Annotated in this window: 17 protein-coding genes and 1 pseudogene; 12 read left to right on the forward strand and 6 right to left on the reverse strand. The window is 63.7% G+C overall.

Annotated features, from left to right (window positions below; translation table 11 throughout):
- Positions 1–21: 21 nt before the first annotated feature.
- Positions 22–207, reverse strand: a pseudogene (locus M8231_RS14700) (LuxR C-terminal-related transcriptional regulator); the annotation flags it as partial.
- 310 nt (positions 208–517) lie between these two features.
- Between M8231_RS14700 and glmS the strand changes: the two are divergent.
- The 12 genes from glmS to M8231_RS14755 all read left to right on the forward strand — a co-directional run bounded on the left by glmS (position 518) and on the right by M8231_RS14755 (position 14501).
- The gene (gene glmS / locus M8231_RS14705; protein WP_250201813.1) at positions 518–2332 is read left to right on the forward strand and encodes a glutamine--fructose-6-phosphate transaminase (isomerizing); all 1815 of its coding nucleotides are present in this window, start codon (positions 518–520) and stop codon (positions 2330–2332) included.
- A 20-nt stretch (positions 2333–2352) separates the two neighbouring features.
- A complete protein-coding gene (locus M8231_RS14710) occupies positions 2353–4293 on the forward strand; it encodes a polysaccharide biosynthesis protein (protein WP_250201814.1) in 1941 nt (646 codons plus the stop codon).
- Positions 4294–4422: 129 nt separating this feature from the next.
- On the forward strand, positions 4423–5586 hold the full coding sequence (wecB, locus tag M8231_RS14715) for a non-hydrolyzing UDP-N-acetylglucosamine 2-epimerase (protein WP_348521881.1): 1164 nt from the start codon (positions 4423–4425) through the stop codon (positions 5584–5586).
- 9 nt (positions 5587–5595) lie between these two features.
- Complete coding sequence (gene wecC / locus M8231_RS14720) at positions 5596–6861, forward strand: UDP-N-acetyl-D-mannosamine dehydrogenase (protein ID WP_250201815.1); 1266 nt, start codon at positions 5596–5598, stop codon at positions 6859–6861.
- 461 nt (positions 6862–7322) lie between these two features.
- Positions 7323–7955 (forward strand): O-antigen ligase family protein, encoded by a 633-nt coding sequence (locus M8231_RS17110; RefSeq protein ID WP_431307138.1) that lies wholly within the window; start codon positions 7323–7325, stop codon positions 7953–7955.
- Positions 7955–8710: a lipid II flippase family protein gene (locus M8231_RS14725; protein WP_250201816.1), complete on the forward strand. Its 756-nt coding sequence runs from the start codon at positions 7955–7957 to the stop codon at positions 8708–8710. Before M8231_RS17110 ends, M8231_RS14725 begins: the two co-directional genes overlap by 1 nt.
- Before the next feature lies 1 nt (position 8711).
- Positions 8712–9965 carry a glycosyltransferase family 4 protein gene (locus M8231_RS14730; protein WP_250201817.1) on the forward strand — a complete coding sequence of 418 codons (1254 nt, stop codon included), beginning with the start codon at positions 8712–8714 and terminating at the stop codon, positions 9963–9965.
- A 70-nt stretch (positions 9966–10035) separates the two neighbouring features.
- A complete protein-coding gene (locus M8231_RS14735) occupies positions 10036–10725 on the forward strand; it encodes a sugar transferase (RefSeq protein WP_250201818.1) in 690 nt (229 codons plus the stop codon).
- Positions 10712–11692 (forward strand): aspartate aminotransferase family protein, encoded by a 981-nt coding sequence (locus M8231_RS14740; protein ID WP_250201819.1) that lies wholly within the window; start codon positions 10712–10714, stop codon positions 11690–11692. The genes M8231_RS14735 and M8231_RS14740 overlap by 14 nt, the downstream gene beginning before the upstream one ends.
- Positions 11689–12237 carry a GNAT family N-acetyltransferase gene (locus tag M8231_RS14745; RefSeq protein WP_250201820.1) on the forward strand — a complete coding sequence of 183 codons (549 nt, stop codon included), beginning with the start codon at positions 11689–11691 and terminating at the stop codon, positions 12235–12237. Before M8231_RS14740 ends, M8231_RS14745 begins: the two co-directional genes overlap by 4 nt.
- Before the next feature lie 7 nt (positions 12238–12244).
- Positions 12245–13258, forward strand: coding sequence for a peptidoglycan bridge formation glycyltransferase FemA/FemB family protein (locus tag M8231_RS14750; RefSeq protein ID WP_250201821.1), 1014 nt, complete (start codon positions 12245–12247; stop codon positions 13256–13258).
- A gap of 67 nt (positions 13259–13325) precedes the next feature.
- Entirely contained in the window at positions 13326–14501 is a 1176-nt protein-coding gene (locus tag M8231_RS14755) for a DegT/DnrJ/EryC1/StrS family aminotransferase (RefSeq protein ID WP_250201822.1), read from the forward strand.
- On the opposite strand, the gene M8231_RS14760 is transcribed toward M8231_RS14755, so the two are convergent.
- Genes M8231_RS14760 through M8231_RS14780 form a run of 5 tightly spaced genes read right to left on the reverse strand, consistent with a single transcriptional unit; the run spans position 14492 to position 20839 of the window.
- Positions 14492–15838 carry an O-antigen ligase family protein gene (locus M8231_RS14760; RefSeq protein ID WP_250201823.1) on the reverse strand — a complete coding sequence of 449 codons (1347 nt, stop codon included), beginning with the start codon at positions 15836–15838 and terminating at the stop codon, positions 14492–14494. The genes M8231_RS14755 and M8231_RS14760 overlap by 10 nt on opposite strands.
- The gene (locus M8231_RS14765) at positions 15835–17106 is read right to left on the reverse strand and encodes a tetratricopeptide repeat protein (RefSeq protein WP_250201824.1); all 1272 of its coding nucleotides are present in this window, start codon (positions 17104–17106) and stop codon (positions 15835–15837) included. The genes M8231_RS14760 and M8231_RS14765 overlap by 4 nt, the downstream gene beginning before the upstream one ends.
- Positions 17107–17120: 14 nt before the next feature.
- Positions 17121–19358 carry a GumC family protein gene (locus M8231_RS14770; RefSeq protein ID WP_250201825.1) on the reverse strand — a complete coding sequence of 746 codons (2238 nt, stop codon included), beginning with the start codon at positions 19356–19358 and terminating at the stop codon, positions 17121–17123.
- 6 nt (positions 19359–19364) lie between these two features.
- Entirely contained in the window at positions 19365–20048 is a 684-nt protein-coding gene (locus tag M8231_RS14775; protein ID WP_250201826.1) for a polysaccharide biosynthesis/export family protein, read from the reverse strand.
- On the reverse strand, positions 20045–20839 hold the full coding sequence (locus M8231_RS14780) for a tyrosine-protein phosphatase (protein WP_250201827.1): 795 nt from the start codon (positions 20837–20839) through the stop codon (positions 20045–20047). Before M8231_RS14780 ends, M8231_RS14775 begins: the two co-directional genes overlap by 4 nt.
- Positions 20840–20869 lie beyond the last annotated feature (30 nt).

The raw sequence follows: 20869 nt of genomic DNA on the forward strand, positions 1-20869 counted from the left end.
AGGCGGCGAGGCTGGCTGGCCCACGGTGAGGACCATCCGCACCCGTTCGGACAGGCTGTTGGCGCCCATCTTGGTCATGGCGTTGGCGCGATAGACCTCAACGGTGCGCGGGCTGATGTCGAGGTCGAAGGCGATGACCTTGTTGGCGTGGCCCTTGACCAGACCGTCGAGAACATCGCGTTCGCGCGCCGACAGGCTCTCCAGCCGGGCCTTGATGCATTGGCGTTCGGCATCCGCCGCCGGGGTGCGGTCCGGAGATTTCGAAGCCGACCTTGTTCGAGCGCTTCGTCATCGTCTCAGTGCAGTGGGTGTTCTATCTAAGTCAGCCTGTTGGTCTTGCGCTGAGCACCAGCCTGACGCACCGGCTGCGTAAGCGCCCTGAGCAGCGCCTTCCCCCTTTTTGCAGCGCCAGTGAGGATGCTCTCAAAATGAGAGTATGAGAGTGACAGCACAAACTTGTGGCTGTAAAAGGCGGTATCCGAGGCGCGGGGGCGCCGTTCAGCGAGCGCCTTTCTTTATGTGCGGCATCATCGGCGTCACCGGCGAGGGCCCGGTCGTTCCGCGTCTGCTCGACAGCCTCAAGCGGCTGGAATACCGGGGCTACGATTCCGCCGGCGTCGCCGCCGTGGTGGACGGCCGGATCGAGCGCCGCCGCGCCAAGGGGAAAATCCGCGCGCTGGAAGAGGTGCTGGCGGACGAGCCCCTGAAGGCCACCGTCGGCATCGGCCACACCCGCTGGGCCACGCACGGCGCGCCGAACGTGCCCAACGCCCACCCGCACCAGGCCGGGCGCGTGACTCTGGTTCACAACGGCATCATCGAGAATTTCGCCGAACTGAAGGCCGAACTGGCGGCGCAGGGCCATGTGTTCGAAAGTCAGACCGACACGGAGGTGGTGGCCCATCTGCTGGATCAAACCTTGTCCAAAGGCGCGGCCCCGCTGGACGCCTTCAAGGCGACGCTGGACCGGCTGACCGGCGCCTATGCGCTGGCGGTGCTGATCGAGGGCGAGGACGGCCTGATCCTGGGCGCCCGGCGCGGCAGCCCCCTGGTGGTCGGCTGGGGCGAGGGCGAGATGTACCTGGGCTCCGATGCCTTGGCCGTCGGCCCGTTCACCCAGAAGATTTCGTATCTGGAGGAGGGCGATTATGTCGCGGTCGATCGCTCCGGCGCGCGCATGTTCGATGCCGGCGGCGCCTCCGTCGATCGGCCGGTGGTCCAGGTCTCGGCCTCCTCGGCCATGGTCGAGAAGGGCGAGTACCGCCATTTCATGGAAAAGGAGATCCACGAGCAGCCCGACAGCGTCCAGCACACCCTGTCGGAATATCTCGATCTGGTGACCGGCAAGGCCAAGACCGGGGCGATCGACTTCGCCGCCATCGACCGCATCCAGATCATCGCTTGTGGCACCGCCTTCTACGCCGGCCAGATCGGCCGCTATACGTTCGAGCGCATCGCCGGCCTTCCCTGCGACGTCGAGATCGCGTCGGAGTTCCGCTACCGCTCGCCGGCCCTGAGCAAGAGCACCCTGGCGGTCGCCGTCAGCCAGTCGGGCGAGACCGCCGACACCCTGGCCAGCCTGACCTGGTGCAAGCGCGAGGGGCTGAAGACGGCGGCGGTGGTCAATGTCCACTCCTCCTCCATGGCGCGCGAGGCGGACATCCTCTGTCCGACGCATGCCGGGCCGGAAATCGGCGTGGCCTCCACCAAGGCCTTCACCGCTCAGGTCGCGGCGCTGCTGGCGCTGGCGGTCGCCGCCGGCGTTCAGCGCGGCCGCGTTGATGCGGACAAGGAAGCCGAACTGGTCAAGGCGCTGTTCGAGAGCCCGCGCCTGATCGCGGAATGCGCCGAGCATCACGCCGACATCGAAGCTGTCGCCCACGACCTGGCCAAGGCCAGAGACGTGCTGTTCCTGGGTCGCGGCGCCATGTTCCCGCTGGCCATGGAAGGCGCGCTGAAGCTCAAGGAGATCAGCTACATCCACGCCGAGGGCTACGCCGCCGGCGAGCTGAAGCACGGCCCCATCGCCCTTATCGACGAGGAGACGCCGACTGTCGCCCTGGCGCCGCTGGACGACGTGTTCGAAAAGACCTGCTCCAACCTGCAGGAAGTCTCCGCCCGCGGCGGTCCCGTGATCATGATCGCCCCGGAGACCGCCCCCGCTCCGCACGGCGCCGACATCCGCCGCATCCACCCCCCCGACTGCCACCCCCTGATCGCGCCCCTGGTCTACGCCGTCCCGGTCCAGTTGCTGGCCTACTACACCGCCGTCCACAAGGGCACGGACGTGGACCAGCCCCGCAACCTGGCGAAGTCGGTGACGGTGGAGTGACCATGCTGGAGGTTCGCTGAATGCCGCACCGTTTCAAAGCGCCGGCGCGGTTCGGAGTCACCGACGCCACGAAGTTCGCCCTGCATGTGGGCGTGCTGTTTGTCGCGTTTCTCGCGGCCTATGAAATCCGGCGCGCCCTGCCGCTGGAGTGGTGGCTGACGCAAAGCGATGCGATCCGGGTCCTGGGCTGGGCGGCGCTGTATGCCGGGATGGGCGGTGCGGTCGAACTCGTCGCCAAGACTGAACGGTCCGCCTGGCGCTATACGTCTCTGGGCGAGCTGCTGGCCCTGGCGCGCAGCCTTGTCGCGGCCATGGCTCTGTTCCTGGTACTCGTGTTCGCCCTCGATCGGGGTCTGCAACTGCCGCGCTCGGTTCTGGTTCTCGCCCTTCTGTTCAGCCTGCTGGGACTGGCGGGCCTCAGGCTGTGCTGGCGCCTGGCTCACGATCCTCACCTGCTTCGTCGATCGGTCGCAGGCGGCCTCAAGGCCGGAGAGCTCCACGCCGCTCGCAAGACGCCCCTGCTCGTGGTGGGAGACATGAAGGCCGCCGACGCGCATCTGCGCCACCTCCTGGCCGATGCCCGGTCGCCGCACCAGCCGGTCGGGATCATCACGCCCAACGGGGGCGAGGTCGGCCTGCGTCTTCACGGCGTGCCGGTGCTGGGCATGGTCGGCGAGTGGCGGCTGCCCGAGACGGCGGATGGGCCGCGTTACGCCATTCTTTTCCTGGACGATCCGGTTCAGGCCTGGAACGTCAGCCCGGCGCGGATCGGCGAGGTGCGCAAGGCGGGCCACACGCTGCTTCGGCCGCGGATGCTGGTGGACCTTGCGGCGGCGGACGGAGATCCCCAGGCGCTGAAGGAAATCCCGCTGGAGGAGTTCCTGCCGCGCAGCCCGGTTCGGCTCGACCCCGCGCGGGTTCGCCAGCTTGTGCAGGGCAAGCGCGTGCTGGTGACCGGCGCGGGCGGCAGCATCGGCTCCGAAATCTGCCGCCAGGTCGCCGCCTTCGGCTGTGGCCATCTGGCGCTGCTGGACCATTCGGAGTTCGGCCTGTTCAAGATCGACCAGGAGATCGGCCAGGCCTATCCCCACCTGTCGCGCCGCGAGATCATCTGCGACGTGCGCGACCGCCGCCGCGTCTCAGCCTGGGTGTCGCAAGAAGCGCCGGACATCATCTTTCACGCCGCGGCGCTGAAGCATGTGCCCATTGTCGAACATCATCCGGCCGAGGGCGTGCTGACCAATGTGATCGGCACCTGGAATGTCGCCGAGGCGGCGCGAGAGGCGCGCGTGCCGCAGATGGTGATGATCTCCACCGACAAGGCGGTCGATCCCGCCAACGTCATGGGCGCCACCAAGCGGCTGGCCGAGGCCGTGGTGCGGGGGCTGCACGACCAAGCGGGCGACACCGCCTTTAGCGTGGTTCGGTTCGGCAATGTGCTGGGATCGGCCGGATCGGTGGCGCCGATTTTTCAGGACCAGATCCGGCGCGGCGGCCCGGTGACCGTCACCCACCCGGACGTCGAGCGCTATTTCATGACCATACCCGAGGCGGTGCAACTGGTGCTGCACGCCACGGCCGAAAGCGCCGCGCGCGAGCTGTCGCGCCCCAGCGTTTTCGTGCTGGACATGGGCGAGCCGGTGAAGATCGTGGACATGGCGCGCAACATGATCCTGCTCCACGGCCTGCAGCCGGATGTGGACATCCCCGTGGTCTTCACCGGCCTGCGCCCCGGCGAAAAGCTGACGGAGGAACTGGTCGACACCAGCGAACGCGTCATTGCGCGGCTGGACTCGGTGATGGAGGTGGTGGAACACGGCCCCGCCGCCGTGATGAACGAGGATCAGGTTTGCTTGCTTGAGGCGCTGGCGCGAACCGGCGACGAGGCCGAGGTGTGTCGCGCGGTGTATGGCCACGTCAGCAGACTCCGCGATGTAGAAGTCCAACAGGCCAGCGGCTAAGTCATGATCATCTCCCGTCCGTTCCGCAGATAAAGCTATACCCGTGCTAAGCCATTCATCCGCCCTGCGGATCACTGAGGTCGCGATCAAATCGCCTCCACTGGTTCGAACGTCTTCCAAAAGAGCAATATGATGCCGGTGAAATCGCAGTTGCGCGTACTGACCGTGTTCGGCACTCGGCCCGAGGCCATCAAAATGGCTCCGGTGGTGAAGGGTCTGGCGGCGGCCGAGAATATCGACGCGCGAGTCTGCGTGACGGGCCAGCATCGGGAGATGCTGGATCAGGTGTTGGCGCTTTTTCAAATCAAGCCAGACTACGATCTCGACATCATGAAGCCGGGTCAATCTCTGGCCGATGTGACGTCTGCGGTTCTGCGCGGCCTTGAGGCGCCTCTCAAGGATTTCGAACCTGACGTCGTCCTGGTCCATGGCGACACCACCACCACCTTGGCGGCCTCGCTCGCGGCTTATTACAGCCAAACACCGGTAGGGCACGTAGAGGCCGGACTGCGGACCGGCGACATCTATGCGCCCTGGCCCGAAGAGATAAACCGGAAGGTCGCCGGCGCCATCGCCGAGCTGCACTTCGCGCCCACCTCCCGCGCCCGAGCCAACCTGCTGGCTGAAGCGGTGCCGGAAGAGCGAATCACCATCACCGGCAACACGGTCATCGACGCTCTGCTGGAGATTTCTCAGCGCCTCGAAGAGGATGAGGACCTGTCGCGAAACCTCGCGGCACGCTTCGATCTCCCCGACGATCGACGCATCATTCTGGTCACCGGCCATCGTCGCGAAAGCTTCGGCGACGGGTTTGAACGCATCTGTGACGCTCTCGCTCGCCTGGCGGAGCGGTCGGATGTGACGATTGTTTACCCGGTTCACCTGAATCCGAACGTCAAGGGCCCGGTCGAGACACATTTGGGCGGGTTGGACGCCGTTCGCCTGCTGCCGCCCCAAGACTACCTGCCCTTCGTCTACCTGATGAAGCGTGCCGACATCATCCTGACCGATTCTGGCGGCGTGCAGGAGGAGGCGCCGTCGCTCGGCAAGCCGGTGCTGGTGATGCGCGACACCACTGAACGGCCGGAGGCGCTCGAGGCCGGCACTGTGCGCTTGGTCGGATCGGACGCCGACCGCATCGTTGCGGAGACGGAACGTCTGCTGGACGACCCCGAGGCTTGGCGCGCCATGAGCCAGGCCCATAACCCCTACGGCGACGGCCAGGCCACGCAGCGGATCATATCGCGACTGCTCGAGTGGACGCCCGTTCGCCTTCAAGCCACCAAGAAGTAGAAGAGCCCTATGTCCGCATCCGCATTCGAGACCGTCTCTGTCATCGGATTGGGCTATATCGGCCTGCCGACGGCGGCGATGTTCGCCTCGCGCAAGATCAAGGTAATCGGCGTCGATGTGAACCCACGCGTAGTCGACATCATCAATCGCGGCGAGATCCATATCGTCGAGCCTGATCTGGACATCGCCGTGCATGCGGCCGTGACGGAGGGCTATCTTCGCGCCGTCACGGCGCCCGAGCCGGCGGACGCCTTCATGATCGCCGTGCCGACGCCGTTCAAGGGCGAGGACCATCAGCCCGACCTGTCGTACATCGAGGCGGCCAGCCGCGCCGTCGCTCCGGTGCTGCGGCCGGGCAATCTGGTCGTGCTGGAATCGACCTCCCCGGTCGGCGCGACTGAACAGATGGCTGCTTGGCTGGCCGAGGCTCGCCCCGACCTGACCTTTCCGCAAACCCATGGCGAAGCGTCCGACATCCGCATCGCCCATTGCCCCGAGCGCGTGCTGCCCGGCAAGGTGATGCAGGAGCTGATCTTGAACGATCGGGTGATCGGTGGACTGACTCCTGCCTGTTCAGAGCAGGCTCGGACCCTCTATAAAGCCTTCGTCACCGGCGACTGCGTGATCACCAACGCCCGCACGGCGGAGATGGCCAAGCTGACCGAGAACAGCTTTCGCGACGTCAACATCGCCTTCGCCAACGAGTTGTCGATGATTTGCGACAAGCTGGACATCGACGTTTGGGAATTGATCTCCTTGTCCAACCGTCACCCCCGCGTCAACATCCTGCAACCGGGCCCCGGCGTCGGCGGCCACTGCATCGCGGTCGATCCATGGTTCATTGTCTCGAGCGCCCCGAAACAGGCGAAACTGATCCGAACGGCTCGCGAGGTAAACGACTCCAAGCCGCAATGGGTGCTGGAGAAGGTGCGGGCCGCCATTGGTGCCTGCCTATTGGCGAACCCGGACAAAACTGCCGCTGACGTCACCTTGGCGGTCTATGGTTTGACGTTCAAGCCGGATATCGATGACCTGCGGGAAAGCCCTGCCTTGGCGATCGTCCATCAGGTGGCGCAAGCACATGAGGGGCAGATCCAGGTTGTGGAGCCGAACTTGACCTCGCTCACGCTTAATTGGCCTAATCTTCAGCTAGTCGGGCCAGAAAGTGTTACAGGAGCCGATATTCACGTGATGCTCGTGGATCACCATAGCTTCCGAAACTTGCCGAAGCCAAGCGGCGCAGCCATTGACACTCGGGGCACATGGCGAGGGTGAGAGGCACTGATCACGACCTACCCCTAGGGCTCGCTCTCTATCTTGCGTTAGCCGCAGGTGGCGCTGGTCTGGCCAACCCCTCGTATCCGCAAATCATCGTGTGGAGCGGACTGACGCTTTTATCGGCCGCTCTGCTCCTGCGGCTGCCATGGCGATCCGTAGTCTCTCGATCAGTGCCGATCGTCCTCATAGGCATACTAGTTCTTCTACAATTCGGAAGAACTTACGACTTTGTTCAAATAGTCGCGCTCGGAAAGATAGACGGCGTCGTGATTGCGAGTCCCGTCGTTTTGGTGCTTGCAATGTACTTGTCGAGACATGGAGAAGAGCATTTTATTCGTCATTTCTTAGCCGCCGCGGGCGTGTTATTGCTACTCACAGTGCTATATAAGTGGCACTTTGGGTTTACCGACCGGCAGGTACGATTTTTCCTCAACGGACCCATCATCTTTGGGTGGTTGATGGGGTTTGCTTCTGTAATTTCGTTTTATAGGTTTTCTCGATACCATCGAAATACCAGCCTGATCTGGGTGCTCATCTTTTTCGCTGCGGTGATATGGACAGCGTCCAAAGGGCCTCTCGTATCCACGCTGCTATGTATCATGGCCATGGCCGTCAGCTACTTGCGTGTGGGTCGCTTAGCTATGTTCTCGTTGTTAGCTAGTATGGGTTACGTAGCCGTGGCTTCGATGGGACTTATACCGCAGAGGCTAAATGCACTAAGTCGACTGCTGGAGGGGAGGATCGAGAACGTGGACGCGGGCTCCGTAGGGACCCGCCTGTTTATGTGGACTAACTCCATCGACGTCTTTGTGTCTCACCCGATCTTGGGTGTGGGGCTGGGTAATTGGTCGGCGTGGGTCATGTCGCCATCTATATATCCCCACAACCTCGTCGTCGAAATCGCCTCCGAGCACGGGATCGTCGGTCTGGCGCTTGCCGCTTTGGCTGCAACATTGACTGTACGCACTAGATCGCACCTTGCATCCATTACGCTCGCGTTCTTTTGCATTTGTCTTATATTCTCTGGAGACGCGGCATTTTGGTATTTCTGGCTGGCGTTGCCCATTGCTATAGCGTCGCGAGGTAAGTGATGTTGTACGGGGTTGCTGTGGCTGCTGTTTGTGTATGTTTTTTTGGCTACGCACTCTTGGAGTGCGGGAGTATTATTGTACGGACAGCTGCCGCGCATATTGGAATGAATGCTGCAGGAGCGGCATTCGAGAAGATTCTGTCTGCAGTGAAGAGGACCTTTATATTTCTTTATCCGCCAATACTCGGCGCGCTTCTTTCTGCCGGGCGCATAGAAGAAATGTACGCCTCCATCTTCTTGTCGTGTTTGTGCGGATTGCTTGCGTGCGCTTTGGTCTTCGCCCTCAGAGCTAGGCTATCAAGCTGGTTTGTTTTAGTTATTTCCGAATTCGGTGCCGGCAAAAGTGCCGTGTCTGCTATCCTCCACGGCGTGAAGAGCCTTGTGGTCATTCAATCAGGTGCGTCCAGTGACAGGCTAGTCACGCGCGTGGTGGTTAATAGATTAGATCCTCGCGTGATCGCTATGTCGGCATGGGTGTATTTCACATATTCGTCATCTATATTCTTAGTAAACTGCATAGCGGCCTTTGCGCCCCAGTACAACGCGGTAATATTGCAGTCAGTGGGGTTCTTCAACGGCCTCGGAACGATCATGTTGGCACTCCTGCTGGATCCTATACTAGCGCGTAACCTTGATTCACGGAACGACCTCGAAGCGTCGGCGGAGGCGATCATCGGCGGACAGGCGATATCCTATGGCGTGTTGTCCCCTTTGTTGTTTGGCCTGCTATTTCTTATCAGTGATCGCCAGGTCTAAGATGCACATCCTCTATTTCCACCAGCATTTCTCGACGCCTCAGGGCGCGACTGGCATCCGCTCTTACGAAATGGCACGCGCCCTGGTTGGCGAGGGCCATCACGTTACGATGGTCTGCGGCAGCTATGGCCTGGGTCAGACGGGTCTCGAGCATTCATTTCAGCGGGGCCGCCGCAGCGGCGTCGTTGATGGGATCAACGTGATCGAGTTCGACCTGTCCTACTCGAATAAGACTGGCTTTCTGCGTCGTTCCTGGCTCTTTGTTCGCTTCGCCCTCTCGGGCATGATGCTGGCGCTGACGTCCCGCTACGATCGGCTGTTCGCAACCACGACGCCGCTGACGGCAGGTCTTCCCGGCATTGTCGCCCGGTGGTTACGAGGCAAGCCGTTCATCTTCGAGGTGCGGGACCTGTGGCCTGAGTTGCCGCGTGCGATGGGCGTTATCCGCAATCCCGTGGTCCTTAAACTGTTGTCGGTGTTGGAGTGGGCGTCCTACCGGTCGGCGCACCGGCTGGTCGGCTTGTCTCCGGGGATCATCGACGGCATCGCCAGCAGAGGCGTGGCGCGGGACCGGATCGCGCTTGTGCCGAACGGCTGCGACCTGGACATTTTCGCCGATAGCCGAACTGTGCCCTGGCGACCTGAGGGCGTTCGGCCCGACGAGCTGATGGCGATCTTCACGGGAACGCACGGCCAAGCCAACGGCCTCGACGCTGTTCTTGACGCGGCCGTCGTGCTCAAGGCGCGTGGTCGCGACGATATTCATCTGGTACTGGTCGGTGACGGCAAGTTGAAGCCGCGCTTACAGGCGCGGGCGGCTTCCGAAGGGCTCGACAACGTCGTCTTCCATGATCCTGTTAATAAACAGGCCTTGGCGGGATTAATGGCCGCTGCCGACCTGGGAATTCAGTGCCTGGCGAATGTGCCGGCATTTTACTACGGCACGTCGCCGAACAAATTCTTTGACTACATCTGCGCTGGCCTTCCTGTGCTGAACAATTATCCAGGATGGTTGGCCGAGATGATCGACCAGCATCGATGTGGTTTCGCGGTGCCGCCCAAGGACCCTGCTGCTTTCGCGAACGCGCTTGAACGCGCTGCCGATGATCGGGCAGGCTTAGCGAAGCTGGGGCGCAACGCCTCGATCCTAGCGCGTCAGCAATTTGACCGTACCCTTTTAGCCCGTCGATGGGTGGAATGGATAACTGCCGCGCCGCTGTCTGGCCAATCGAGTGCAAGCCGCAGTGTCGCATGATAGCGGTCGAAAGTAGCCTCATACCTGTTTCGTCCGCAGCAGATGCGGGCGTAGGGAGCCGGCACAATCTATGATGTTCGACCAAGCTCGACCGATCGATTACAAGCGAAATCTTGGCGTGACCATGTTGCGAGATACTCCCCCGTCGAAAGGCCGTCGCGACGATCGGCTCAAGCGCGGCTTTGATGTAATAGCCAGCTTAGCCGCCCTGATCGCCTTGTCGCCGGTGCTGCTGGCTATCGCGTTGCTGGTGCGCCTGCGACTGGGTTCGCCGGTGCTGTTTCGTCAGGTGCGGCCTGGTCTCGGCGCGCGGCCGTTCGAGATGATCAAGTTTCGCACCATGCTCGACGCCGTCGGCTCGGACGGGCAGCCGCTGTCGGACGCCGAGCGGCTGACGCCGTTTGGGCGCTGGCTGCGCTCCACCAGCCTGGACGAATTGCCGGAGCTGTGGAACGTGCTGAAGGGCGACATGAGCCTGGTCGGCCCGCGCCCGTTGGCTTTGGCCTATCTGTCCCTGTTTTCCGAGGATCAGATGCGCCGGCACGAGGTGCTGCCCGGGATCACCGGCTGGGCCCAGGTGAACGGGCGCAACGCCATCAGCTGGCGCCGCAAGTTCGAGTACGACGTTTGGTACGTCGACAATCACAACCTGTGGCTGGACCTTCGCATCATCCTGATGACGCTGGTGATCGTGGCTGCCCGTCGCGGCGCTCGGGCTGGAGGGCAGGACGAGGTGGAGTCGTTCAATGGCGCCAACTGATTCCGGTCCCACAACCGTCGGGGCGCACTTTTCGGCTCTGGCTGTCGAGCACAATCACGCGCCGCCGGGTCGCTACGGTTACGATTCAGCGCGATCCTGCCTGTTCGCCCTGGTGAGAGAGCGAACTCCGACAACTGTGCATCTGCCGAACTATCTCTGCGCGGCCGTCCGTCAGGCGGTAGAAGCGGCTGGATGCCAGGCGCGCCCTTATGAAATCGGTCCCAACTTCCACGCACGGGGCGTGGAGATGAAGCGGGGCGAATTGCTGATTCTAGTCAACTATTACGGCCTCTGCGCCTCGGCTGTGGAGGCGCAATTAACTGCCGTGCCGCGTGACGCAGTGGTGGTCGATAACTCCCACGCCTTTTTCGAAGCCCCTTTCGACGCCCTTGCTACCATCTACTCCCCGCGCAAGTTTCTGCCCGTTCCCGATGGCGGCTTCATCGAGATCGACGCGGACCTGCGTCAGGATCCCCCCAATGAGGCGGCCTCGATGCGACGCTTCAATTATCTCGTCGAGCGAGTGGGATCACCGCCGGAGTCCACACGGGCGCATTATCTCACCTCGGAAGAAAGCTTCGAGCGGCCGTCATTAGCCGCCATGTCGGAGCTGACCCGCCGCTGGGTCTGCGCCCAAGACCAGAACGCTATCAGCGCCCGCCGCCGCGCCAACTATCAGGTTTTGGCCAAACGATTCGGAGCCAACCGCCTGACCTTCGACTTAGGGCCGCAGACTCCGCTATGCTATCCTCTGGCTGTCGAGGACGGCGTCGACCTTCAGCGACGCTTGGCGATGGAGCGCATTTTCTGCCCCCGCTACTGGCCGGAAGTGGTGCCGGCGAACGCGTTTGAACGCACCTTAGTTGAGCGCACCGTCTTCCTCCCCATAGATCATCGGTATTCTACTGAGGACATGCACCGCGTGGCGGACGTCGTGTCAGACCTTCAGCGAGGAACGAGCGGATGAACATTATCGGAGAACACATCGTCCTGCGCGCAGTGGAGGAAGGAGACCTGCCGAAACTTCAGGAATGGGCAAACGACCCGAGCATCCAATCCATGCTGGGTGGGTGGCACTTCCCCGTCGGCATGCAAGATCAGAAGAAATGGTACGACGGCCTGTCGGTCGGCTCGACCAACCAGCGTTTCGCGATCGACGTGCCGGGGGATGGCATCGTGGGCACAGCCAACTTGGTCAACATCGACTGGCAGAACCGCAACGGCTTCCACGGCATGCTGATCGGAGATCCCGACTTAAGGGGCAAAGGCATTGCCTTGGATACCGTCAAGACCATCATGAGCTACGCCTTCAATGAGCTCGACCTTGCGCGCCTGGACACCGACATCATCGAATACAACGTGCGGTCCATCGAGTTCTACACTCGGAAGTGCGGCTGGAGAGTGGAAGGTATCAGGCCGTCCTGGTACTTCCGCAAGGGGCGGCGCTGGGACAAGGTGGTCGTCGGAATCACGCGTCAGCAGTATGAAGAGTTCATGGCCTGCTCGATCTGAGGCGAACATGCGGGTCGAGTTGACGAAGGATCGGGCGGTTTGGGCCGCCACCCTCGCCGAAATGGGCGGGCACGACTTCGCCCACACCTATGATTTTCACCTGATGGCTCGCGAAGCCGGAGAAGGGGAGCCGGGGGCGTTCGTTGCGCGAGCCGACAACGGCCGAGCCCTGGCTTTTTGGCCGACGCTCAGGCGGCCGATTCCCGGCACGCACGGTTTCGACCTGACCAGCGTCTACGGCTATGCGGGACCGCTGGTCGGGCCCGGGTCAGACGCCGGAAACGCATTGAACGCCGTGCTAGCCGAGATGCGCCGGCAGGGGGCGGTCGCGGTCTTCTCGCGCATGCATCCCCTGTTCATGGACCGCCTGCCGGAAGGCCGGCGTGGTACGGCGCTGGGCGACATCGTGGTCATTGAGGTGAGCGACGATCCCGACGTAACGAAGACGTATCGCGGCAGTCACCGACGGGAGGTCGTCAATGCGGGGAAGAAGGGCGTCGAGGTCCACCAGGAGGGCGGCCCCCAAGCCGTGAAGGCCTTTCACGCCATCTATCATGAGGCCATGAAGGACTTGGCCGCCGACCAGTACTACCTCTTCAACCTGGACTACCTAAAAGGCATGACCGAGGCTGCGGATTTTCGGACCTTGTTGTTCTTCGCCGAGTTGGAAAGGCGAAAAATAGCGGCGTCGATGTTCGTCATCACCGGCGATGTCATGCAGTACTATCTGAGCGGCAGCCTAAGTGAATTCCGACGCCACGCGCCGTCAAAAGCGATCATCGCCGAGGCGCACCGGCTCGCGGCCGGCGAAGGTGTAAAGCGCATCGTTCTGGGCGGCGGCCTAGGATCACGGCAGGACGCCTTATTCGAGTTCAAGCGCGGCTTCTCCCCCATAACAGCGCCGTTTCACGTGACCCGAGAGATCTTGGATCCCGACCGCTACGCTCAGCTTTGCCGTGCCCGTGGGATCGACGCTGATCAGGAACGCTATTTTCCAGCCTATCGGGCTCCGCGGGCGTAAGCGCCGCAATCATCAGCGCTCCAGCCCCCCTCTTCCGACCGCGCCGCAAACCTAGAAGCCCCTTCCGATGCTCAACACCCCCTTCTCTCCCTGGCCTTGCTTCTCTCAGGAGGAGGTGGACGCGGTCGCCCAGACCCTGGCGTCCAACCGCGTCAACTACTGGACCGGTGATCGCTGTCGGGAGTTCGAGCTGCGGTTCGCTGAGTGGGCGGGGACAAAGCATGCCGTGGCTCTCGCCAACGGGACCTTAGCGCTGGACCTGGCCCTGAAAGCGTTGGGCATCGGGCCGGGGGATGAGGTGGTGACCACACCGCGCACCTTTATCGCTTCGGCGTCCTCTATCGTCACGGCGGGTGCGACGCCGGTGTTCGCCGACGTGGATTCGAACAGCCAGAACATCACCGCTGAGACTATCCGCACGGTCCTGACGCCTCGAACACGAGCGGTCATCTGCGTGCATCTGGGCGGCATGCCTTGTGACATGGATCCGATCATGGCGCTGGCGCGTGAGCATGACCTCAAGGTGATCGAGGACTGCGCCCAGGCGCACGGGGCGCGCTATCGCGGCCGGTCCGTCGGTTCGATCGGCCACGTCGGCGCCTGGTCGTTCTGCCAGGACAAGATCATGACCACTGGCGGCGAGGGCGGCATGGTCACGACGGATGATCCGGCGCTGTGGTCGGCCATGTGGTCCTACAAGGATCATGGCAAGAGCTGGGAGGCGGTCTATGAGCGCGCCCATCCGCCGGGGCCGCGCCTGGTGCACGACAGCTTTGGCACAAACTGGCGCATGATCGAGATGCAGGCGGCGCTCGGGTTGATCCAGCTTGAGCGGATGGGGGATTGGACGGCACGCCGGACCGAACTGGCGCTGCGCCTCGCCGACGCCTGCAAGCCCTTCGACCTGCTGCGCACGCCCTTGCCGCCGCAGGACGTGATCCATGGGTGGTATCGCTTTTATACCTTTGTTCAGCCCAAGCGCTTGGCGGACGGCTGGACGCGCGACCGGATCATCGAGGAGATCAACGCGCGCGGCGTGCCCTGCTTTCACGGCTCGGCGTCCGAGGTCTACCTGGAACGGGCCTTCGAGGGCACGGGCTGGCGGCCGAGCGAGCGTCTGCCGGTCGCCAAGGCGCTCGGCGAAACCAGCCTCGCCTTTCTGGTGCACCCGACGCTGACGGACGCAGAGATCGACAAGAGCTGCGCGGTCATCTCCGAGGTGATCTCGGCGGCTCAGGCCTGATCGCCGTCCGTGACCGCCGCTCGATCCCGCGTCCGCACTGCGAGGCTGGCCAGAAGAAGGGCCATCAAAACCTGAAGCGCCGGGGTCCTGAGCGGGTAGTCGACCAGCGAGGCCGCCAGAAGCACGGCCAGGGCGAGCAGGGCGAGAGTGCTCTGGGATCCCTTGTGTCGCCAGGCCTGTTGCAGCAGCAGCAGCAGAAATGCGGCAGGCAGGAGCGCAAGCAGGCCGTATTCGACCACGACTTCCAGCCAATCGTTATGCGCCTGGTTGGTGAAGCCGGCGGTCAGGTCGTCGGGCGTCTCGACGCCGGCAAACACCGCGCTGAAGCTGCCCGCGCCCGTCCCGAACGGCAGGTGGGCGGCCGCTATGCGACCCGCCTCGGCCCAGATGTCGAACCGCAGATCACGACGCGCATCGGCGAAGCGGTCCGCAGCGACCCAAGATCCGGCGACCGCCAGGCCGAGACTGACCACCAGCAGCAGCCCGGGCAGAAGAAGGCGACGGGGGTCGCCCTGTCGGCCGACCCCAAGCCAAGGCGCCAGTCCCAGAGCGCACAGCAGCAACAGCCCGGCGCCGGCCCTGGAGCCGGAAATCGCCACCCCCGCGAGCAGGGCGAGACATGCGACGGCGCCAAGGATCAGTGCGACGCCGGAGCGCCCTCGATCCGCCGAGGCGCGGCGCTGGAAGCTCCAGGCAGCCACGGCGGGAAGGGAGGCGACCAGAAAGGCAGCCCAGTGGTTGCGGTTGGCGAAGAAGCCGGTCGCTGCGCGTCCGGCATCCGGCCCGTAGAGACGAAACGGGCTGGACGGGCCACCACCCAGTTGGAAACCGCCCAAGCCGACGGAGATGACCGCTATCACCGCGACGAGCAGCCACAACGTCTCGGCTTGCGAGCGCCGAAGCGTCAAAACGCCAAGGAAGACAGTGGCAAAGGGCGTGAGACCGAGCAGCGCGTCCACCGTGGCGCCAGGCGCCAAGCTGATCGGCCGCCAGGTCTCACCGGCACCAACGGCAACAAGATCAGTCGCCAATGCGGCTCGACCAGGCAGAGCGCTCCAGAGCGCCGGGGGCAAGGGGATCAACTGCACCAGCGGCAACAGGAACAGCGAGCCGAGAAACAGCAGGGCCGTGCGCGAGACGTCCCCTCTCGTCAGCAGGCGCAGGGCGCCTATAGCCAGCAGCGGCAAGCCGGCCAGCCGGAGAACGAGGTCGAAGCCGTCGTTGTCTTGAGACGCCCCGCCAAGGACCAGCGCCAAAACGAGGTAGGAGCCCACGGCTGCAGTGTACCAGGGATGGGCGTCCTCGCCGGTTCGCGCACGTGCGGAAAGCGGGTTCATCGGAGACCCGTGGGTTCGATACGTAGGTCGTCGAAGACCGCGGTACCCGGCGACAAGCTCGCGCCCGGTCGTGTCTCCAGCGCAAGTCGCTGTGCGGGGCAGGCCTGCGGCGTTTCGAAAGTGACGGAGAAGAGGAAGGTCCCCTCCCCGCTTCCGCGTAGGGTTTGAGTTGCCTCTATGGCAGGTCCGTTCTCACAGCGCATCGTCCACACCAGGGCGTCTTCGCGTGTATCCGCTTCACGCCACAGGCGTCCCTGCAGCCGATAGGATCCGGGCGCGAGCACCAGCAGCTGTTCCGCCAGCTTCTGCCGCTTTAGTCCGCCAAGCGCCGTCGCCTGGAGTGCGCGGCCCTCTCCTGTGGGCGAGCCGATGATCTCGGCCGCCCCCCCGTCCGCCGCCAGCAGTCGCCATCCGAAGGGCGGCAGGCTGTTATCGGCCTCAAAGCCGCCGTCGATCAGCAAGCCGGCGGCCGTCTGTGGGCGCTGTTGTTGCCACGCAACCAGCGCGGCGACATAGGCGCGGTCGCGGACAAGACGATCGATGTAGGCGCCGGCTTCCTGATCGGTGGGAGGCGCCGGACCATCCCGCAAAAACTGATAGAGATGGTAGGCGAAGGCGGGTTGAGAGGCGGATCGAGCGTAGCTCGTCAGCAGCATCGATCGCCATGGCGGCGTCAGCGCCAGCCGTTCCGCCAGGGCGGCGCGCGCGCCCGGCGCGGCGTCGAGCAGGGGGAACAGCACGGGGAACAGCGTCTCGTTCAGTTCCGGACGGCGTCGAAGCAGAACATCCAGAGAGCGCATTGCGGCAGGATAGTCCCGGCGGTCCAAGGCGCGGGCGAAAAGCCAGGTTTGGCTGGGCGCGTCGCGCAGGCTGCGACGGGCCGCCGTTTGCATCAATGCATCGGCGTGCTGGAGCTCGCCCTTGAAGACGGCGGCTTGTCCCAGAATGGAGACGGCGCGCACCGACAGGGGGGCGTGCTCTAGAGCGTCGCGTGCGTGAGCTTCGGCCAGCGAGGCGTCCGCAAGTCCCGCGGCGCCGCCTAGCGCGTCCGCAGCAAGAGTGAGGTGCGCCTCCGCCTGCCACGGCCATGCCCTAAGCGCTCGATCGGGCTCCTCCTGCGCCCATAGCTTGCCGAGGCCGAACGCCGCCGTAAGCACGCCCAAACCGATGGCGGCGCCGACGATGAGAACCGCCGCAGGACGAGAAGCCCTCAGCTTTCCCTGGCGGCGGCTTTCACGAGCGCCATGCTGCGACGTGCGGCGGCCCATCTCAGAGACGTCCCTCAGCGCTTGCGTCGCCGCGCCTTGCCGCCGGGCGTCTCCTCCATCCCATAGTCATAGGAATAGGTGTACTCATAGCCGTAGCCGCCAAGGTTCGCCCGTTTGGAGTCAAAGCGCTCCAACACACCGCCCAGGATGTCGGCGCCCGCGCCTCTCAACCGGTCAAGGGCGCGCAGCGCCGTGCCGCGGCGCACGATGCCCGCGCCGCTGATGAAGAGTACGCCTTCCACGGCATTGCCGAGCAAGGTGGCGTCGGCCAAGCCCATCACGGGTGGACTGTCGATGATCACCAAGTCGAAATGCTCAGCCAGCCTGCCGAGAACGTCGGGCAAGGCCTGACTGGAGAGCAGATCAGCGGGGCTTGGCGGGCGCGGTCCGCTCGGCAGCAAGGTCAGGTGTTCCTGCTCCGTCGCCTGCAGCAAGGCGTTCAGGTCTGATCCCGCCAAGGCTGACGAGAAGCCAGCCCGGTTGGCGCCGCCCAGAATCTTGTGCAGCGACGGATTGCGAAGGTCGCCGTCAACCAGCAACACGCTCTTGCCCATCCGCGCAAAGGCGCGGGCGATCGCAACCGACGAAGTGCTCTTGCCTTCCGCCGGCTGGGAGCTGGTCACAAGAAGGGTGCGGACCATGCCGCCAGGTCTGGCAAACTGCAGGGCCGAACGCACGGAGTGATAGGCTTCAGAGAAGCCGGAGCGAGGGTCACGCTCCGCCTGCGCCAAAGCTGCGGCCGACGGCAACAGCGGAACACTGCCAAGAAGGGGCAGGTTCAGCTTCGCTTCGATATCGGCCGGCACCCGAAGCGATTCATCCAGGAACTCGAGCACAAAAATGATCGCGGCGCCCAGCAGCAATCCCAGAAGACCCGCGAGTGCGAGGTTGATCAGCGGGCGCGGCGCCACCGGCTGCACCGGAAGGTCAGCTCGATCCACAACCGACACATTGTTGGTGCCAACGCCACCGGCAATGCCGATCTCGCGGTAGCGCTGAAGCAGGCCGTCATAAAGGGTGCGGTTGGTGTCGAGCTCGCGCTGAAGGATGTTGTAGCGGATGCTGCGTTGATCCAGGTCGAGCGCCTGCGCCTTTAGCGCATCGATTTCACCCTGGATTGAGCGTTCGGCCGCCGCCGCTGACGCATACTGGCCCTGCAGCGAACGACGAACATCGCCGGCCTCGGCCGCCAACTGCCGATCCAACTCCGTGATCTGGGCCTGGATCTGCTGAACACTGGGATACTCCGGCTGGAAGCGTTCCAAGAGCTCCTGCCGCCTCGCGGTAAGCTCGGCGCGCTGTTCACGCAGCGCCTGAATGGTGGGGCTCGACAACACCTCGCTGAGACCCAGTCCGGTTGAAGCCTGCGCTGCGCGCCAGCGCTCCTCGGCGGCGATACGGCTGGTGCGCGCCTCTGCAAGTGAGGCGTTGAGCGCCTCCAGAGATGAGGCGATCAGAGATCGGCCGCGGTTGGCGCTCCCGTCCGATGTAGCGCTGGCGCTGGGGATGTTGATGATCTGCTGGTTGGAGGCGTAGGCGACGAGCTCGCGTTCAGACTCCTCCAAGCGGGCGCGCAACTGCTCGATCCGTTCTTCAAGAAAGCGGCGGGCGTAGGAGGAGGCCTCGAAGCGACGCTCCAGGTTGGTCGCGATAAAGGTCTCGGTGATGGAGTTGACCACCGCCTGCGCCAGTGCCGGGTCGGCGCTGTCGTAGCTGATGGTTACAAGGCGCGAATTGACGGTTGGCGAGATACGCAGATTATCGAGCAATTGGTCGACAGCCTTGCGATTGCGATTCGCGGGAGACTCGTTTTCGCGTTCGCGCGAAGGGCTTGCGTTCGCCGGGCTGCGGCGGTTCTCTTCGATAAACAGCGGGTCTTGAGCCAACCGGAGAGCCGTCACCACGCGCTCGGCAAGCGAGCGGCTTTTCAGCAAGCCATATTGAGTCTGATAGAACTCCTGGGCCGAGTACATGTTCTCAGCCGGCAAGACGCCCTCGACATCGACCACCTGAGCGGCTTCCCGGTCGATCTGGATAATCGCGCTGGCGCGGTAGATCGGCGTCGACAGCAGGGTGACCACTACGCCAAGGACCAACGCAACCGCCAGCATGCCGGCAAGTATCCACCAGCGCTTCAACACGATGTGCCAAAGCCGACGCAGATCGATCAGGCCGTCGCCGTCCTGGCCGAACAGGGGACGAGACTCTGCAGCAGAAGAGCTGGTACCGGCCGCGGGAAGCATGGAGGTCATCAGGCGTTACTCGAACACGCGGAAGATAGCGAAAAGGGTGCCGAGCGGCGCCAGGTCTCGAATCAGGCGGCGTGCCCGCGCGGTGTCCACGATCACAGTGTCTCCTGGAGCCAATTCGGGGTCAGCCATTCGACCGGCCTCGATTTCGCGCAAGTCAAACCGTGCGGCGCTCTGCTGACCATCGCCCTGCCGCAGCACGACCACGTTGGAGCTGTTGGCGTAGTCGCTGAGGCCTTGAGCCTGTGCGATGGCCTGAAGCAGGGTCAACCGCCCCTGCACGGGGAAGACGCCCGCTTCACGCACTTGACCGGACACAACTATCCGCTGGCTCTGCGGCGTGGTGATTTGGATAGTGACGTTCGGGTCGCGAACATAGCGGGTCGCATAGGCTCGCTCCACCTCGACCGCCAACTGCGGCGGCGTGCGGCCCAAAGCCTCGACGGCCCCGACCAGCGGCAGGTTCAACTGGCCGTCGCCGTCCACCTGAGCCGCGCCAGACAGCTCCGGCACGCCGAAGACATTGACCTGCAACTGATCAAACGGACCAATGCGATAGGTCGGCTGCGGCGCCTGCTGAACGACGGGCGTTGGTAGAACGGCGGGGGGCGCAGCCGAACGGGTCGCGCAGGCGCTCAGGGCGGCGCCCGCCATCAAAGCCGTTGCCAGGGTGAAGGTCCGCATGCGGATCATCTGAAGCCTCCGAACCAGCGCCTTCGCGCCGGCTGCTCGACCGGACGCCGCGCCTTCGTCAGGGCGGGCATGTCCGTAGGGGAATGGTCAAGGATCACGCCTTGCGGCCTGACGCTCACCATGTCCAGCGCCGCCTGCTGTCCCAGCCGATCGGCCACGCGTTCGCGTGCTTCCGAGAGCACAGGGCGACGACGGCGCAGATTATGTCCGTCGCTGGCGACTATGTGGACGCGGCCTTCGTCCAGCATCCGTTCCGACCAGTACTGGGCGCGCTTGCCGAACAGCCCTGTGACGGACCCGCCCGTCAACTGGATCCAGGCTCCGGCCTCGAAGACCTCGCAGATCGTGGCGTAACGATCTTCGATCCAGGTCAGGCGCTCGGGATGGGTGATGATCGGCACATAGCCGGCCGCCAGGAGCTCAAAGATCACGTCCGCCATGCGCGGAGGCGCCACATGGTGGGGCGGCTCAAACAGGAAATACCGAGAACCGGCCAGCGTCGGGATGCGGCCGGTCTTTAGCTGCTCGAGCATATTCGGTGTGAGCTGCGCATCCGCGCCCGCCACCAGCGTCAGCGAAATGTCGGCCTTTGCAAGTTCATCCTGTAGCCGGGCAACCCCGTCGTGAATAATCTCGGCGGTGTTGTCATAGAGGCCAGGATAAATGTGCGGCGTACAGGCCAGCGTGGTGATGCCATCGTCCCACGCCACCCGGGCCAGCGCCAGGGCGTTTTCCAGGTCGGTGGCGCCATCGTCAATGCCAGGCAAGAGATGGCAGTGCAGATCAATCATGGAGTGGATACGCTATACCCCCCGGCGCCG

Origin of the sequence: Brevundimonas albigilva (assembly GCF_023573565.1) — a bacterium.
GTDB lineage: Bacteria > Pseudomonadota > Alphaproteobacteria > Caulobacterales > Caulobacteraceae > Brevundimonas > Brevundimonas albigilva.

What these genes read in the sequence shown, in the direction of transcription:
- M8231_RS14730 (WP_250201817.1), top strand. Translation starts at nt 8,712, where the DNA reads ATGCACATCCTCTATTTCCACCAGCATTTCTCGACGCCTCAGGGCGCG.
- M8231_RS14765 (WP_250201824.1), bottom strand. Translation starts at nt 17,106, where the DNA reads ATGGGCCGCCGCACGTCGCAGCATGGCGCTCGTGAAAGCCGCCGCCAG.
- M8231_RS14780 (WP_250201827.1), bottom strand. Translation starts at nt 20,839, where the DNA reads ATGATTGATCTGCACTGCCATCTCTTGCCTGGCATTGACGATGGCGCC.
- M8231_RS14770 (WP_250201825.1), bottom strand. Translation starts at nt 19,358, where the DNA reads ATGACCTCCATGCTTCCCGCGGCCGGTACCAGCTCTTCTGCTGCAGAG.
- wecB (WP_348521881.1), top strand. Translation starts at nt 4,423, where the DNA reads ATGATGCCGGTGAAATCGCAGTTGCGCGTACTGACCGTGTTCGGCACT.
- M8231_RS17110 (WP_431307138.1), top strand. Translation starts at nt 7,323, where the DNA reads ATGGGGTTTGCTTCTGTAATTTCGTTTTATAGGTTTTCTCGATACCAT.
- M8231_RS14760 (WP_250201823.1), bottom strand. Translation starts at nt 15,838, where the DNA reads ATGAACCCGCTTTCCGCACGTGCGCGAACCGGCGAGGACGCCCATCCC.
- M8231_RS14775 (WP_250201826.1), bottom strand. Translation starts at nt 20,048, where the DNA reads ATGATCCGCATGCGGACCTTCACCCTGGCAACGGCTTTGATGGCGGGC.
- M8231_RS14755 (WP_250201822.1), top strand. Translation starts at nt 13,326, where the DNA reads ATGCTCAACACCCCCTTCTCTCCCTGGCCTTGCTTCTCTCAGGAGGAG.
- wecC (WP_250201815.1), top strand. Translation starts at nt 5,596, where the DNA reads ATGTCCGCATCCGCATTCGAGACCGTCTCTGTCATCGGATTGGGCTAT.
- M8231_RS14710 (WP_250201814.1), top strand. Translation starts at nt 2,353, where the DNA reads ATGCCGCACCGTTTCAAAGCGCCGGCGCGGTTCGGAGTCACCGACGCC.
- M8231_RS14745 (WP_250201820.1), top strand. Translation starts at nt 11,689, where the DNA reads ATGAACATTATCGGAGAACACATCGTCCTGCGCGCAGTGGAGGAAGGA.
- M8231_RS14750 (WP_250201821.1), top strand. Translation starts at nt 12,245, where the DNA reads ATGCGGGTCGAGTTGACGAAGGATCGGGCGGTTTGGGCCGCCACCCTC.
- M8231_RS14740 (WP_250201819.1), top strand. Translation starts at nt 10,712, where the DNA reads ATGGCGCCAACTGATTCCGGTCCCACAACCGTCGGGGCGCACTTTTCG.
- M8231_RS14735 (WP_250201818.1), top strand. Translation starts at nt 10,036, where the DNA reads ATGATGTTCGACCAAGCTCGACCGATCGATTACAAGCGAAATCTTGGC.
- glmS (WP_250201813.1), top strand. Translation starts at nt 518, where the DNA reads ATGTGCGGCATCATCGGCGTCACCGGCGAGGGCCCGGTCGTTCCGCGT.
- M8231_RS14725 (WP_250201816.1), top strand. Translation starts at nt 7,955, where the DNA reads ATGTTGTACGGGGTTGCTGTGGCTGCTGTTTGTGTATGTTTTTTTGGC.